The sequence below is a fragment of the Bradyrhizobium sp. UBA2491 genome (genome assembly GCF_002341725.1).
GTDB lineage: Bacteria > Pseudomonadota > Alphaproteobacteria > Rhizobiales > Xanthobacteraceae > Bradyrhizobium.
This window is the reverse complement of record NZ_DDOP01000048.1, coordinates 23,685-37,693: the sequence shown is the minus strand read 5'-3', so window position 1 is coordinate 37,693 and position 14,009 is coordinate 23,685. Positions and strand designations below refer to the sequence as shown.

Below are 14,009 nucleotides of genomic sequence, written 5' to 3'. Positions count from 1 at the left end.
ACCTTCGGCGAGAGCGCGCCGTGCGGCGGCGGTCGCCGACGCCGCGCTCTCGCCGAAGGTGGCGCGGGCGATCTCGCCGATGCCGGCCAGCGAGCCCAGCACGCTCGAAGTCTCGATCGGCAGCATCAGCACCTTCTGGTTCGGCGATTCGGCGAGCTGGCCGAACGCCTTGATGTATTTGTCGGCGATGAAGTAGTTCAGCGCGGCGACGTCGCCCTTGGCGATCGATTCCGACACCATCTGGGTCGCCTTGGCCTCGGCCTCGGCAAGCCGCTCGCGCGCCTCGGCGTCGCGGAAGGCGGCTTCGCGGCGGCCCTCGGCCTGCAGGATCTGGCCCTGCTTGGCACCCTCGGCGCGCAGGATCTCGGACTGCCGCTGGCCCTCGGCCTGCAAGATGTCGGCACGCTTGACGCGCTCGGCCTTCATCTGCCGGCCCATCGCCTCGACGAGGTCGGCTGGCGGCACGATGTCCTTGATCTCGATCCGGTTGACCTTGACGCCCCATGGCGACACCGCGGCGTCGACCACGCGCAGCAGCCGCTCGTTGATCTCGTCACGATGCGACAGCACCTGGTCGAGATCCATCGAGCCCATCACCGAGCGGATGTTGGTCATGGTCAGCACGGTGATCGCCTGATTGAGATTGGCGACCTCGTAGCTCGCCTTTGCGGCGTCGAACACCTGGTAGAAGGCGACACCGTCGACCGTCACGGTGGCGTTGTCCTTGGTGATCACCTCCTGCTCGGGGATGTTGATCACTTGCTCCATCATGTTGATCTTGCGCCCGATGCGATCGAAATAGGGCACGATCAGATTGAGGCCGGGCGACAGCGTGCGGGTGTATTTTCCGAACCGCTCGATGGTCCAGTCATAGCCCTGTGGAACGGTCTTGATCCCGGCGAACAGCGTGACGATGACGAGAAGAACAAACGCGATCGCGAAAATATCGAAGCCAGTCATAAGGTCCTCCAGGGCCGGCGAGACCGTCGCCGGGCGCGGTCGTCCATAAGTCGGCAGGAGCGCTGCGCCGGTTCAGCCGGCCGTTCTTCTATCTATCACATAGGAATGGATTGTGCGGCTGCCAGATGCATGAAGGCTGAACCGATGGCGCTGTCCGGTGTCACGGATCGTTAACAAAGCGCTCCAGCCTCGCTAGATCCAGCCCTGAAGTTCGCGCAGCACGAGCTGGCGGATCACGTCCATGCCGCCGTCACTGTCGTTGAGGCAGGGGATCGCCGCGAACTGCTCGCCGCCATTGTGCCGGAAGATTTCGGCATTCTCCTGCGCGATCTCCTCCAACGTTTCGAGGCAATCGGCGGAGAAGCCGGGCGTGACCACGGCAATTCGCCGCACGCCGTCCTTTGCCAGCTTCTCGACCGTCTTGTCGGTGTAAGGCTGCAGCCACTCGGCATTGCCGAAGCGCGACTGGAAGGTGAGAAGCAACCGTGAGGCATCGAGCCCGAGCCGCTTGCGCAGCACGTTGGTGGTGGCGATGCAGTGCGCCTGATAGGGATCGCCCTTGTCGACATAGGCCTTCGGCATGCCGTGGAACGAGGCGACGATGATCTCGGGCTGGAACGGCAGCGTCGCGAGATGCCCGTTGATCGAGACCGCGAGCGCCTCGATGTAATCGGGGTCGTCGTAATACGGCGGCGTCACCCGCAGGATCGGCTGCGCGCGCATGCCGGCCAGCACGCGAAACGCCTCGTCGCAGACGGTGGCCGAGGTCGCCGCGGAATACTGCGGATACAGCGGCACCACCAGCAGCCGGCCGCAGCCTTGCGCCGCCAGCGCCGCGATTCGTTCCTTGATCGAGGGATTGCCGTAGCGCATCGCCCAGTCGACCACGACATGGTCGTGGTCGGAAATCGCCTCCGCCAGCTTGTCGGCCTGCGAGCGCGTGATGGTCTTCAGCGGCGACTCGTTGTTGGCGGTATTCCAGATCTTGAGGTAGTCGCGCGCCTTCCGCGCCGGGCGGACCCGCAGGATGATGCCATTGAGGATCAGCTTCCAGAGCAGGCCCTGGTTCTCGATCACCCGCGGATCGGACAGGAATTCCCGCAAGTAGACCCGCACGCCAGCGGCATCGGCGGTATCCGGTGTGCCGAGATTGACCAGCAGCACGCCGACCCGTTCCGGCTTCGGCGCTGCGGCCGGCTTCGCGCTCTCGAAGGGGATCACCGTGCTCATGATGGCCTTGCGCCTGACGTCCTTCGCTTGGGAGCTTTGGGCTTCGCGCGTTGCTCCAACCTTGTCAAGCCGAGCGCGGGTTGGCTACCTTCCGCTCCGTGAATGGGGGGAACCATGACGATCGCCGAATGGTGCGTCTTCGGGACGCTGATGCTCTCGCTCCTGACCATCGTGTCGGTGAAATGGACCAGCTTTCGCAGCTTCGACAATGCGAAGCCGCGCGACCCGGACTTCTACGACGACCCGATCCGCTCGCGGGCGCTCGGCGCCCACCAGAACGGCATCGAGACCTTTCCGTTCTTCGCCTTCGCCGTGCTGCTGGCCGAATTCCGCGTCGGCCCGCTGCGGCTGATCGACGAGCTCGCCGTGCTGTTCCTGATCGTCCGGATCGCCTACGTCTTCACTTACGTCGGCAATCGCCCGACGCTGCGCTCGATCCTGTGGAGCATCGGCTTCGCGATCAACATCGCGATCTTCTTCCTGCCGGCGATCAGGGGATATCTGACGAGCTGAGTTGCCTCTCTGCCCGGCTCCGTTCTCACGTGAGGTGAGTACGCCGGTCAGGCTCCCTCTCCCCTTGCGGGAGAGTAAGCGCTCGCAGCTAACAGGCAGCGGAGCAAGCGGCACCCCTCTCCCTAACCCTCTCCCGCAAGGGAGAGGGAACCCTCGCAGCGATGCGTGCCTCACTCAAGAGACCTCTTCCCACAAGCGGAGCCGAGGTGACTTTAAAGGCACGTCGCCCGTTCGGCTGCGACATAGCCGAACAGCAGACCGAGCCCGAACAGCAGCACCAGCGCCGCGGCGGCGAATTCGAGGCCGCGCATGATCAGCATGCCGCCGCCGTCGCGCGCCGCGCTGAGCCGCTCGGCCATGCCACGCGCCGAGACCGCGACCAGCGCGATCGCGGCCACCGTGATGGCGGTGCCCAGACCCATCGCGAAGGTCGCGGCAATGCCGGCCCAGAACAGCCCCTGCGCCAGCGCGAACACCAGCACCAGGATTGCGCCCGAGCACGGCCTGATCCCGACGGTGAGGATCGCGCTCAGACCACGCCGCCAGCCGCCGGGACCGGCAAGCTCGGCCGGCGTCGGCCCGTGCGAATGGCCGCAATGCTCGTCGTGGACGTGACCCGCGTCATGACCATGATCGTGGCCATGATGATCATGGTGGTGGTGGTCGTGGTCGTCATGGGCGTGACGATGATGGTGATCATGGCCATGGTCGGGGCGCGCATGATCGTGATGGTCGTGCCGATGCGCACCGGCCAGCGCCAGCGCCGGGCGCGGCACCTGCAACGCGCGCAGGAAGCCGCCGCCCTTGACCCAGACCAGCCGGGCGCCGAACGCTGCGATCAGTGCGTAGCTGGCGATCTCGATCGCCTTCTCCGCCCCGCACATCGTCTTCGCGGTCGCGTTGAGCAGCCAGGCGCAGACCCCGACGATGGCGATGGCGACCAGCGACTGCATCAGCGCCGAGGCGAACGACAGCACGATGCCGCGCCGCGCGGTCTCGCGATTGGCGACCATGTAGGACGAGATCACCGCCTTGCCGTGGCCGGGACCTGCGGCGTGGAAAATCCCGTAGGCAAACGAGATCGCAAGCAGCGTCCAGACCGCCGAACCATCGGACTTCGCGGCGCGGATGGTCGCCGACATCTCGCGATAGAATTCCGACTGTTTTGCCAACAGCCAGCCGACGATCCCGCCCTGCGGCTCCGCCGCGCGCGGCGCACCGAACGGATTCTGCGCCAGCAGCGCATGCACCGCGCCATCGAGCAGCGCGAACGCCGCCAGCACGGCGGCGCCGAGGGCGAAGCCGCGCATCAGGCGGGGGACGATCGGCGTCATGGGCAATCCACCGTGATCTTGTTGGCGAACATCATGCCGAAATTGGCGTTGGCGCCGTCGAGGAAGTTCTGCTCGCCGAGCTTCTGCGCCGCGGCGGAGCCGTCGTTCGGCCGCTGGAACTGCATCTTGCAGTCGGCCGCGGCACCGATCAGCTTGACCGGCTCCTTCTCGGCGAACTGGAAGTCGATGAAGTAGGCCGGATCGAACACTTCGAGCGAGAGCTGCCTGGCCTTGAACGGCGTCTTCACCGGCAGGGTGAAGTGCAGCGTCAGCGCCGAGTCCTTGTATTCGAGGAAGTAGTCGACCGGCTCGGTGAATTTCTGCTTCTTGCCGTCGCCCTTGGCGAAGGTGAAGTAGGCGTATTCCTTCAGCGACTCGACATTGGTCTGGGCCAGCGGCGCCAGTTCCTCACGGCTGTAGGCGCCCTTCACCTTGGTCTCGATGCCCTGCAACGCATAGGTCGAGAACATGTCGTCGAAGGTCCAGGCATGGCGGACCCCGGTGATGGTGCCGTCGGGCGCGTAGATCAGCTCGCTCCTGGCGGTGATCCAGACATGCGGATGCGCCTCGGCCGCCGCCGTGCCGAGCACGATGGATGCCGCAAGCACGAGCCAGGCGATCGGCCGGCTGAGGGACGACCTCACGTTCAAGCTGCCTCTGGTGTCTCGAGCAGGCCGCGACGGCGCAGCAGCGCATCCGGCTCCGGCTCGCGGCCGCGGAACGCGACATAGGCCTCTTCCGGATCGCGCGAGCCGCCCGACGAATAGATGTCGTCAAGCAACCGCTTGGCGGTCGCCGGATCGAAGATGTCGCCGGCTTCCTCGAAAGCGCCGAAGGCATCCGCGTCCATCACCTCCGACCACATGTAGCTGTAATAGCCGGACGCATAATGGTCGCCGGAGAAGATGTGGCCGAACTGGGTCGGCCGGTGCCGCAGCGAGATTTCCGCGGGCATGCCGATCTTCTCCAGTTCCTTCTGTTCGAAGGCACGGACGTCGCGGCTCGCCGCCGCCGGCTGGGTATGGAACTCAAGGTCGACCAGCGCCGAGGAGACGAACTCCACGGTGGCGAAGCCCTGGTTGAACTTGCGGGCGGCGAGGAAGCGCTTCAGCAGGTCGTCGGGCAGTGGCTCGCCGGTCTGGTAGTGGCGGGCGAAGCGCTGCAACACCTCGGGCCGTTCCTGCCAGTGCTCGTAAAGCTGCGAGGGCAGCTCGACGAAGTCGGTGAACACGGATGTGCCCGACAGCGACGGATAGGTCACATCCGAGAGCATGCCGTGCAAGCCATGGCCGAACTCGTGGAACAGGGTCCGGGCATCGTCCGGCGACAGCAGCGACGGCGCGCCGTCGGCGCCCTTGGCGAAGTTGCAAACATTGATGACCAGCGGGGCCACGTCGCCGTCGAGCCTCTGCTGGTCGCGCAGCGAGGTCATCCAGGCGCCGGAGCGCTTCGAGGGCCGCGCGAAGTAGTCGCCATAGAACAGCGCCTTGTGCTGGCCATCGCGGCCCTTGACCTCCCAGACCCGGACGTCCGGGTGCCAGACCGGGATGTCCTTGCGCTCCGCGAAGGTGACGCCGAACAGGCGGGTGGCGCAGTCGAACGCCGCCTCGATCATATGGTCGAGCACCAGATAGGGCTTGATCGCGGAATCGTCGAAATTGGCTTTGGCCTGCCGCAGCTTCTCGGCGTAGTAGCGCCAGTCCCAGGCCGCCAGGGTGAAATTGCCGCCCTCTTCCGTGATCAGCGCCTGCAGCGCATCACGGTCGGCGAGCGCCCGCGCCCGTGCCGGCTTCCAGACCCGTTCCAGCAGGCCACGCACCGCCTCCGGCGTCTTGGCCATGGAATCCTCCAGCCGATAGGCGGCGTAGGTCGGGAAGCCCAGCAGCTTCGCGGTCTCCTCGCGGAGCGCGAGGATCTCCACGATGGTCGTGTTGTTGTCGTTGGCGTTGCCATTGTCGCCGCGGGCGGTGAAGGCCCTGTAGACCTTCTCGCGCAGGTCGCGCCGCTGTGAGCTCTGAAGGAACGGCTCGACCGAGGAGCGCGACAGCGTCACGATCGCCTTGCCACCCATGCCGCGCTCTTCGGCCGCAGCCTTGGCCGCCGCCACGAATGTGTCGGAGAGGCCGGCACGGTCGCTCTCGCCGAGCTCCATGAACCATTCCTGCTCGTCGCCGAGCAGATGGTGGCTGAACGAGGTGCCGAGCTGGGCGAGGCGCTCGTTGATCTCGGCCATCCGTACTTTTGCGGCCTCGTCGAGCCCGGCGCCGGAGCGATGGAAGCGGGTATAGGTGCGCTCCAAGAGCCGCATCTGCTCGCCGGTCAGGCCGAGCGAGGCGCGCTTCTCGTGCAGCATGGCGATGCGGCCAAACAGCACAGCGTTCATCATGATGGGATTCCAGTGCCGCGCCATTCTCGGCGACACTTCCTTGTCGATCTCCAGGATCGCCGGGCTCGAATGGGCCGAGACCAGATCGTAGAACACCGCCGAAACCTTCGACAGCAGCTTGCCGGAGCGCTCCAGCGCCGTGATGGTGTTGTCGAAGTCGGGCTGCGCCGGATCATGGGTGATCGCAGCCACTTCCGCCGAATGGTCGGCGAAGGCCTGCTCGAACGCGGGCAGGAAATGCTCCGGCTTGATCTCGGCGAAGGGCGGCGTCTCGAGCGGCGTCTGCCATGCCTTCAGGAGGGGGTTGGCAAGAGCCTGGGCTTGCGCCTCTGCGCTGGTTTCTGACATCGAATGTCCCGTTTTTCGCCTTGAAATTGCGGCCCAATCTATATCACGCGATACGGCATTTTTGGGCCTTTTACGCTTGATAGATGGGCCCTTTTCGGAGAGATTGCGCCCCCTGAACAGGACCTATTTCATGAGCATGCAGCCCACCGCCTCAGGCAACAGCCGGATCTACTGGCCGAGCGTCATCACCGTGATCTCGGCGGCGATCCTGATCGGCGCGGAAGTGTTCGGCGCGGCGTTCGCCGGCGGCTGGGCGCTGGCGATCCTGTTCGGACTCAACGACACCGGCGCGCACATCCTGCAAGCCGTGCTGTTCGGCATCGGCGTGCTGATCATGATCGCCTTCATTCGCGGCGCGCAGCGCATCGAACCGTTCACGCGTCGCGCGTGAGTTCGCGCGATTCAAGAAAGCACTGCGGCACAGGGCTAAAACGCACACGCTTCGTTAGTCATTCTTAACGGCCGTTCATCTTCAACACGCGCTGCACGCGAGATCGCAAGCACGCGTTAGGGAAATTTGTCGCTATCGCAAAAAAATTCTTGCGCCGCGAAGTCAAAAGACTTATTTCCTGCCTTGCCCAATTTCGCACGTGCCTGTGGTCGTGTGTCAGTCGGTAGGTATCCGGACAAGAGGCCGGACAGCCGCCAAGGGGTGGAAGAACCGAGGGTCGCTTACGTCCATTTGGACAGTCCATCTGGACACGAGGCGGCCAGCATCTCTCTCCAGAGATGCCTTGTTGAAGGTGTCACCACTCTTTGCAACCGTGACTGGCAGCCGGAGGCGAACCGGCGCACCCCGCTCTCCACGGGGGACGCGACTTAAAGCAACGACGGATCGGGCTTTTTTGGTCTCTACCGGCGGTCCAACGCCGGCGCGGGCTACTGAAAAGGCTTGTCCTTCATTGCCAGGTGAGCGGGCGGGAAACTCTCCCAACCAATCCACGGCAGCACAGTCTGGTTTGAGTCTTTTGGCCTCAACGCGCCTCCATCGCGCGATGTGGCCGGAGCGCTCTCACCCGACGTCACGTTGATGCGGATCCCGTCGCTGGGGCCGTTGGAGAGTGCCATGACTGAACGTATTCAGGAATTCCTGCGCAACCGCCGTCAGGATGGTCTCGACACCGAGCCGTGCCTCGTCGTCGACCTCGAAGTCGTGCGCGACAACTACCAGACCTTCGCGAAGGCGCTGCCGGACAGCCGCGTGTTCTACGCGGTGAAGGCCAACCCCGCGCCCGAAGTGCTGTCGCTGCTGGCTTCGCTCGGCTCCTGCTTCGACACCGCGACCGTCGCGGAGATCGAGATGGCGCTGGCCGCCGGTGCGACGCCGGACCGCATCTCCTTTGGCAACACGATCAAGAAGGAGCGCGACATCGCGCGCGCCTTCGCGCTCGGCATTCGCCTGTTCGCGGTCGATTGCGCCGCCGAGGTCGAGAAGGTCGCCCGCGCCGCGCCCGGCGCCAAGGTGTTCTGCCGCATCCTCTATGACTGCGCCGGCGCCGAGTGGCCGCTGTCGCGCAAGTTCGGCTGCGATCCGGAGATGGCGGTCGACGTGCTCGACCTCGCCAAGCGTCTGGGCCTGGAGCCGTGCGGCATCTCGTTCCATGTCGGCTCGCAGCAGCGCAAGGTGAAGGCGTGGGACCGTGCGCTCGCGATGGCGTCGACCGTGTTCCGTGACTGCGCCGAGCGCGGCATCAACCTGACCATGGTCAACATGGGCGGCGGCTTCCCGACCAAGTATCTCAAGGACGTTCCGCCGGTCCTGCAATATGGCCGGTCGATCTTCCGCGCGCTGCGCAAGCATTTCGGCAACCAGATTCCGGAGACGATCATCGAACCGGGCCGCGGCATGGTCGGCAATGCGGGCGTGATCGAGACCGAGGTGGTGCTGATCTCGCGCAAGAGCGACGAGGACGAGGTTCGCTGGGTCTATCTCGACATCGGCAAGTTCGGCGGTCTCGCCGAGACGATGGACGAGTCGATCCGCTATGCCATCCGCACCCCGCATGACGGGGCGGACATGACGCCGTGCGTGCTCGCGGGCCCGACCTGCGATAGCGCCGACGTGCTCTACGAGAAGCTGCCGTATCCGCTCCCGGTGACGCTTGAGATCGGCGACAAGCTGCTGATCGAAGGCACCGGCGCCTATACGTCGACCTACTCGTCGGTGGCGTTCAACGGCATTCCGCCGCTGAAGACCTACCACATCTGAGCCGCCTCCCGATCGAGGCCTGATGAACCGGGAGCCGGCCCCGCCGGCTCCTTCCTGATCATTTTTGATTTTTCTGAACGACGCTTGCCGCGGCGTAGAACATGCCGTTGCAAGCGGGGACTGACGTGCCATGACTGCAAAACGGAACACCCCCGTCGCCCTCATCCGACAAGCCGCCCCGTTCGCGATCCGTGCGGAGCGTGCCTCGGACGTCGTCGCGCGTGAAGCGCTGCTGGATGCCTGCTTTGGCGAGAACCGCCATACGCGCACCTGCCAGCGCCTGCGTGACGGACGCGCGCCCGCCCAAGGCCTGAGCCTTGCGGCCGTGCGCCAGGATGGCCGGCTGGCTGGAACCGTGCGGCTGTGGCACGTCAGCGCGGGGGGCCGCAGCGCGCTGATGCTGGGGCCGCTGGCAGTCGACGACGACTGCCGCGGCCTCGGCGTCGGCGCCGCGCTGCTCCGGCGCGCGCTGGCCGTCGCCAAGGCCCGTGGCCATGGCGCGGTGATCCTGCTCGGCGACGCCCCCTATTACGCCCGCTTCGGCTTCACCGCCGCCAAGACCGGCGAGCTGTCGCTGCCCGGTGCTTTCGAGCGCGAGCGGTTGCTTGGCCTCGAGCTCGTCGAGGGCGCGCTGGACGGCACCTGGGGCATGATCACGCCGGCCGGCGCACCGCTGCGGCCCAAGACCAAGGCGACCCGCTCCCGGAAGGCACCGCTCGCCGTGCCGCACGCAGCGTAAGGCGGGCGACATGGCAGAGAACCTTCCCGTCATCGATGGCGCGCGTCCGCGTTGGCGCGGCCTCGTCACCACGATCATGCTGCTGCTGATCTCGGTCATGATCGTCCGGGACATCCTGATCCGGCGCTGGACCGGCGCGGTGGCGCCGCCGCCGCCGGACACCACGCAGCAGTCCCGCTAGCCATAGCTGTCAGGCTTCCAGGCCAGAATTGAAGGGGTTGCGCGGGCGGCGAAAATGCCCGTAAACCCCGCGAAACGCCTTTTTCCGTCGAGGTCCCACATGCCCCGCCGCTTGATTTCCACCGGCTCGCCCTTCGAGAAAACCGCCGGCTACAGCCGCGCCGTGATCGACGGCGATTTCGCCTTCGTCGCCGGAACCACCGGCTACGACTACACCACGATGACCATACCGGCCGATGTCACGAGCCAGTCACGGAACTGCTTCAAGACCATCGAGGCAGCCCTCAAGGAAGGCGGCTTCGCGATGGCCGATATCGTCCGTGCGACCTACTACCTCACCGACGTCAACGACGCGGACGCCCATTTCGCGGTCTGTGGCGAGGTTCTCGGCGACATCCGTCCGGCCGCAACGCTGCTGATCGTCGCAGGGCTCTACAAGCCCGAGATGAAGGTCGAAATCGAAGTCACCGCAAAGCGACGTAACCCCTGATCCACTCTACCCGCCGCTAGGCGCTCTCCTGGAGAAAATGATGAATTCCTCCTCGCAGATCTACGCGAAGATCACCGGCCCCATCGTCATGGTCGGCTTCGGCTCCATCGGCAAAGGCACGCTGCCGATGATCGAGCGGCATCTCGATTACGACAAGTCGCGCATCACCGTGATCGATCCCAAGGACGAGGGCCGCAAGGCCCATTGCGAGAAGCACAACGTCAAGTTCATCCAGAAGGCGGTGACCAAGGACAATTATCGGGAGTTGCTGACCCCGCTGCTCACCGAGGGCGGCGGCCAGGGCTTCTGCGTCAATCTCTCGGTCGATACCGGCTCGACCGACATCATGGAGCTCTGCAACGAAGTCGGCGCGCTCTATATCGACACTGTCAACGAGCCTTGGCTCGGCTTCTATTTCGATGCGTCGAAGGGACCGGAAGCGCGCTCCAACTACGCGCTTCGCGAAGTGACGCTGGCCGCCAAGAAGGCGCGCCCCGCGGGCTCGACCACGGCCATTTCCTGCTGCGGCGCCAATCCCGGCATGGTCTCGTTCTTCGTCAAGCAGGCGCTGCTCAATGTCGCCGCCGACCTGAAGCTCAATGCCCCCAAGCCGAAGACCAAGGCCGAATGGGCGGACCTGATGCGGCAGGCCGGCGTCAAGGGCATCCACATCGCCGAGCGCGACACCCAGCGCTCGAAATTGTCGAAGGAGCCGGATGTCTTCGTCAACACCTGGTCGGTGGAAGGTTTCCTGTCGGAAGGCGTCCAGCCGTCCGAGCTCGGCTGGGGCACCCATGAGAAATGGCTGCCCGAGAATGCCCATACCCACGAAGCGGGCTGCGGTGCCGCGATCTATCTGATGCAGCCCGGCGCCAACACGCGGGTGCGGACCTGGTGCCCGACCCGCGGACCGCAATATGGCTTCCTCGTGACCCACAATGAGTCGATCTCGATCTCCGATTACTTCACGGTGCGTGATGGAGCGGGCACCGCGATCTACCGGCCGACCTGCCACTATGCCTATCATCCGTGCGACGACGCCGTGCTGTCGCTGCATGAGATGTTCGGCCGCGCCGCCAAGATGCAGGAGAAGCATCACATCCTCGACGAGAACGAAATCGTCGACGGCATCGACGAGCTCGGCGTGCTGCTGTTCGGCCATGACAACAACGCCTATTGGTACGGCTCGCAGCTCTCGATCGAAGAGACCCGCAAGCTCGCGCCCTATCAGAACGCCACCGGCCTGCAAGTGACCTCCGCTGTGCTCGGCGGCATGGTGTGGGCGCTGGAAAACCCGAACCGGGGCATCGTCGAGGCCGACGAGATGGATTTCGACCGGCTGCTGGAAATCCAGATGCCGTATCTCGGCCCGGTGAAGGGATTCTACACCGACTGGACCCCGCTGACGGATCGCCCCGGACTGTTCCCGGAAGACATCGACACCAGCGATCCCTGGCAGTTCAAGAACATCCTGGTGCGCTGACCCGACGCGATCTCCACTCACGTCATTCCGGGATGGCCCGAAGGGCCAGGCCCGGAATCCATTCCACAACCGAGTTTGCGTCCTGATGGATTCCGGGCTCGCGCTTCGCGCGCCCCGGAATGACGGCAGCTACTTCGCCATGTAGTCGAACGCCACCGAGCCGAGGCCGAGCGTCAGGTCGGCCTTGTAGTGCAAGGCCGAGATCACCTCGCGCACCGGCAACCGGGCCACGTCGCACAGCGCGTGCGGGAACAGGCCGAGCGCGGCGGGACCGGTCCAGGCGCCCTTCAACGTGATGTCGTCGAGATGGAAGCGCACCAGTTCGCAGATCCGCGGGCTGCCGTCGACATGCGGGATGATCTTGAGGATGAAATTCGGCGCCTTCATCGAATTCAGCACCGTGTCGTGGTCGACCTTGCGGTATTTGTAGCCCATGGTGGCGGAAGCGCAGAGCACCGAGCCGTAGTGCAGCGAGCCGACCAGCACGTCGCTCTCGACCGCGATCTTGGGCCGCGCCAGCTTCTTCGGAAATCCCCATAGTTCGCGGCCGCCGGCGATCGGGGCTTCGTCGTCGAGATACATCGCGTGGGTATAGGCGCCGAGCTCACCCTTGAAGCGGACCGGTATCACCTGCCCGGTCTCGGTGTAGTCGCCGAAGCCGGTCGAGTCGGGCATACGGATGAATTCGTACTTCACCACCGGCTCGGCGACCTCGAGCGGCTCCGGCACCACGGCGGCGAGCGCCTCAGGGTCGGTCTTGTAGGTGATGATGAAATATTCGCGGTCGTAGAACCGATAGGGCCCCGGCGGGAATGACGGGTTGGTGAGCGGCATCGAATAGGCGGTGCGCCGGACGTCTTCGATCTTCATGGAAGCCCCATCTGTCGTTGGCAAGACGGCAGAGTATGGAGCGGCCGGACCGCCGAGGCGAGACCGTATAATCGGCAGCGCTCGTCAAATGCACGTCACAATGCGCGACCGCGGCGCGCCTATTTCTTCTCGATCGGCGGCGCGGTCTTTTCCGCAGGCGCGGGCGGCAACACCGGCTTGGCGCCGGCCTTCTGCGCCTCGGCGTCGGGACGGGCCGGCTGCGGCGCCGGCGTGGTCGGCCGCTCGCCGCCGGGCTTCGACTCGGCCGGGGGCGCGGTCTGCTGCGGATCCGGCGAAGGCCGTAGCGGGTGGGTCGCCTGCGCCATCTGCTGCGGCGGCGCGGCATTGATGGCGTGCAGCGCGAACGCCGATACCGCGACGCCCGCCACCACCAGCGTGGCGGCGATCAGCATGTCATTCCGCAGACTGGCCATCTCGTTCACCCGCGACTTGTTCGCGATGTCAACGATCCTGCCTCCGCATCGTTCCGAAGCCGGAGGCGGCGGGAACTCAGTCGGCGGTATTGCTTTCCCAGGTGGCGTGGCGCACGCCGGGCTGCCGCTCGAGGTCGGTCACGACCGCATCCAGCTCGTGCGGGTCGATCGCGGTCGAGACCAGCGTCGCCACGATCTCCGGCAGATCGTCACCGATTTCGACCACGGCGACGTCGGCGACCGGATAATTCGCGGCCTCGAGCTTTTCCACCAGGCGGTCGCGCATGTCAGGCAGCGCCTCGAGGGTGACCGCGAGCTTGACGTAATAGGTCGCCTCCGAGGCCTTCTCGTCCAGCGGGATGCGGTTGATGGCGTTGACCAGCGGACGCAGCAGCGTGTTGCCGGCGATCACGAACACCGTCAGCGCCGCCGCCTGCGCCACCATGTCGGCGCCGGCGCAGGAGCCGACCGCGGCCGAAGACCACAGCGTCGCCGCGGTGTTGAGGCCGCGCACGTCCATGCCCTGCTTCATGATGACGCCGGCACCGAGGAAGCCGATTCCCGACACCACATAGGCGATCACCCGCACCGCGCCGTCAGGGCCATCCAGCCGCATCGCCAGATCGACGAAGGCAGCCGCGCCGACCGCGACCAGCACATTGGTGCGCAGGCCGGCGGTGCGCTGGCGATATTGCCGCTCCGCGCCGATCAGCGTGCCGAGCACGAAGGCCGAGGCCAGGCTCACCAGCGTGTCAAGGAAGTCGGCGATCTGGAATGTCGCAAGAAATCGCATGGCACTGCCCGGCTGGAGCTACGCTCCCGAAATGCTTCGG

Annotated in this window: 15 protein-coding genes; 7 read left to right on the top strand and 8 right to left on the bottom strand. The window is 65.4% G+C overall.

What is annotated here, in order from left to right:
- Together B2W55_RS16115 and hemH are read right to left on the bottom strand one after the other, a co-directional pair.
- A partial coding sequence (locus tag B2W55_RS16115) for an SPFH domain-containing protein (protein ID WP_291532245.1) occupies positions 1-960 on the bottom strand: 960 nt, incomplete at its 3' end.
- Between the two features lie 192 nt (positions 961-1,152).
- Complete coding sequence (gene hemH / locus B2W55_RS16110; protein WP_024584799.1) at positions 1,153-2,190, bottom strand: ferrochelatase; 1,038 nt, start codon at positions 2,188-2,190, stop codon at positions 1,153-1,155.
- Between the two features lie 114 nt (positions 2,191-2,304).
- Between hemH and B2W55_RS16105 the strand changes: the two genes are divergently transcribed.
- Entirely contained in the window at positions 2,305-2,703 is a 399-nt protein-coding gene (locus B2W55_RS16105; RefSeq protein WP_024584798.1) for an MAPEG family protein, read from the top strand.
- 212 nt (positions 2,704-2,915) lie between these two features.
- On the opposite strand, the gene B2W55_RS16100 is transcribed toward B2W55_RS16105, so the two are convergent.
- Genes B2W55_RS16100 through B2W55_RS16090 form a run of 3 tightly spaced genes read right to left on the bottom strand, consistent with a single transcriptional unit; the run spans position 2,916 to position 6,771 of the window.
- A complete protein-coding gene (locus tag B2W55_RS16100; RefSeq protein WP_024584797.1) occupies positions 2,916-4,037 on the bottom strand; it encodes a nickel/cobalt transporter in 1,122 nt (373 codons plus the stop codon).
- Positions 4,034-4,681 (bottom strand): DUF1007 family protein, encoded by a 648-nt coding sequence (locus B2W55_RS16095; RefSeq protein ID WP_029880179.1) that lies wholly within the window; start codon positions 4,679-4,681, stop codon positions 4,034-4,036. The genes B2W55_RS16100 and B2W55_RS16095 overlap by 4 nt, the downstream gene beginning before the upstream one ends.
- 2 nt (positions 4,682-4,683) lie before the next feature.
- Positions 4,684-6,771 (bottom strand): M3 family metallopeptidase, encoded by a 2,088-nt coding sequence (locus tag B2W55_RS16090; protein WP_024584795.1) that lies wholly within the window; start codon positions 6,769-6,771, stop codon positions 4,684-4,686.
- A 130-nt stretch (positions 6,772-6,901) separates the two neighbouring features.
- On the opposite strand from B2W55_RS16090, the gene B2W55_RS16085 reads away from it, so the two are divergent.
- From B2W55_RS16085 to B2W55_RS16060, 6 genes are all read left to right on the top strand, one after another.
- Positions 6,902-7,162: a hypothetical protein gene (locus B2W55_RS16085; RefSeq protein WP_024584794.1), complete on the top strand. Its 261-nt coding sequence runs from the start codon at positions 6,902-6,904 to the stop codon at positions 7,160-7,162.
- A 675-nt stretch (positions 7,163-7,837) separates the two neighbouring features.
- The gene (locus B2W55_RS16080) at positions 7,838-8,980 is read left to right on the top strand and encodes a type III PLP-dependent enzyme (protein WP_024584793.1); all 1,143 of its coding nucleotides are present in this window, start codon (positions 7,838-7,840) and stop codon (positions 8,978-8,980) included.
- Positions 8,981-9,110: 130 nt separating this feature from the next.
- On the top strand, positions 9,111-9,719 hold the full coding sequence (locus B2W55_RS16075; protein WP_024584792.1) for a GNAT family N-acetyltransferase: 609 nt from the start codon (positions 9,111-9,113) through the stop codon (positions 9,717-9,719).
- Positions 9,720-9,729: 10 nt separating this feature from the next.
- A complete protein-coding gene (locus B2W55_RS16070) occupies positions 9,730-9,900 on the top strand; it encodes a hypothetical protein (RefSeq protein ID WP_168200248.1) in 171 nt (56 codons plus the stop codon).
- Between the two features lie 99 nt (positions 9,901-9,999).
- Positions 10,000-10,389: a RidA family protein gene (locus B2W55_RS16065; RefSeq protein WP_024584791.1), complete on the top strand. Its 390-nt coding sequence runs from the start codon at positions 10,000-10,002 to the stop codon at positions 10,387-10,389.
- A gap of 40 nt (positions 10,390-10,429) precedes the next feature.
- The gene (locus B2W55_RS16060) at positions 10,430-11,872 is read left to right on the top strand and encodes a homospermidine synthase (protein WP_024584790.1); all 1,443 of its coding nucleotides are present in this window, start codon (positions 10,430-10,432) and stop codon (positions 11,870-11,872) included.
- A gap of 129 nt (positions 11,873-12,001) precedes the next feature.
- On the opposite strand, the gene B2W55_RS16055 is transcribed toward B2W55_RS16060, so the two are convergent.
- From B2W55_RS16055 to B2W55_RS16045, 3 genes are all read right to left on the bottom strand, one after another.
- Positions 12,002-12,742 carry an acetoacetate decarboxylase gene (locus B2W55_RS16055; protein ID WP_024584789.1) on the bottom strand — a complete coding sequence of 247 codons (741 nt, stop codon included), beginning with the start codon at positions 12,740-12,742 and terminating at the stop codon, positions 12,002-12,004.
- A gap of 119 nt (positions 12,743-12,861) precedes the next feature.
- The gene (locus B2W55_RS16050) at positions 12,862-13,176 is read right to left on the bottom strand and encodes a hypothetical protein (RefSeq protein ID WP_029880178.1); all 315 of its coding nucleotides are present in this window, start codon (positions 13,174-13,176) and stop codon (positions 12,862-12,864) included.
- 76 nt (positions 13,177-13,252) lie between these two features.
- On the bottom strand, positions 13,253-13,969 hold the full coding sequence (locus B2W55_RS16045) for an MgtC/SapB family protein (protein ID WP_024584787.1): 717 nt from the start codon (positions 13,967-13,969) through the stop codon (positions 13,253-13,255).
- Positions 13,970-14,009 lie beyond the last annotated feature (40 nt).

Coding starts and splice junctions, on each gene's coding strand:
- hemH (WP_024584799.1), bottom strand. CDS start 2,190: ATGAGCACGGTGATCCCCTTCGAGAGCGCGAAGCCGGCCGCAGCGCCG.
- B2W55_RS16105 (WP_024584798.1), top strand. CDS start 2,305: ATGACGATCGCCGAATGGTGCGTCTTCGGGACGCTGATGCTCTCGCTC.
- B2W55_RS16100 (WP_024584797.1), bottom strand. CDS start 4,037: ATGACGCCGATCGTCCCCCGCCTGATGCGCGGCTTCGCCCTCGGCGCC.
- B2W55_RS16090 (WP_024584795.1), bottom strand. CDS start 6,771: ATGTCAGAAACCAGCGCAGAGGCGCAAGCCCAGGCTCTTGCCAACCCC.
- B2W55_RS16085 (WP_024584794.1), top strand. CDS start 6,902: ATGAGCATGCAGCCCACCGCCTCAGGCAACAGCCGGATCTACTGGCCG.
- B2W55_RS16080 (WP_024584793.1), top strand. CDS start 7,838: ATGACTGAACGTATTCAGGAATTCCTGCGCAACCGCCGTCAGGATGGT.
- B2W55_RS16075 (WP_024584792.1), top strand. CDS start 9,111: ATGACTGCAAAACGGAACACCCCCGTCGCCCTCATCCGACAAGCCGCC.
- B2W55_RS16070 (WP_168200248.1), top strand. CDS start 9,730: ATGGCAGAGAACCTTCCCGTCATCGATGGCGCGCGTCCGCGTTGGCGC.
- B2W55_RS16065 (WP_024584791.1), top strand. CDS start 10,000: ATGCCCCGCCGCTTGATTTCCACCGGCTCGCCCTTCGAGAAAACCGCC.
- B2W55_RS16060 (WP_024584790.1), top strand. CDS start 10,430: ATGAATTCCTCCTCGCAGATCTACGCGAAGATCACCGGCCCCATCGTC.
- B2W55_RS16055 (WP_024584789.1), bottom strand. CDS start 12,742: ATGAAGATCGAAGACGTCCGGCGCACCGCCTATTCGATGCCGCTCACC.
- B2W55_RS16050 (WP_029880178.1), bottom strand. CDS start 13,176: ATGGCCAGTCTGCGGAATGACATGCTGATCGCCGCCACGCTGGTGGTG.
- B2W55_RS16045 (WP_024584787.1), bottom strand. CDS start 13,969: ATGCGATTTCTTGCGACATTCCAGATCGCCGACTTCCTTGACACGCTG.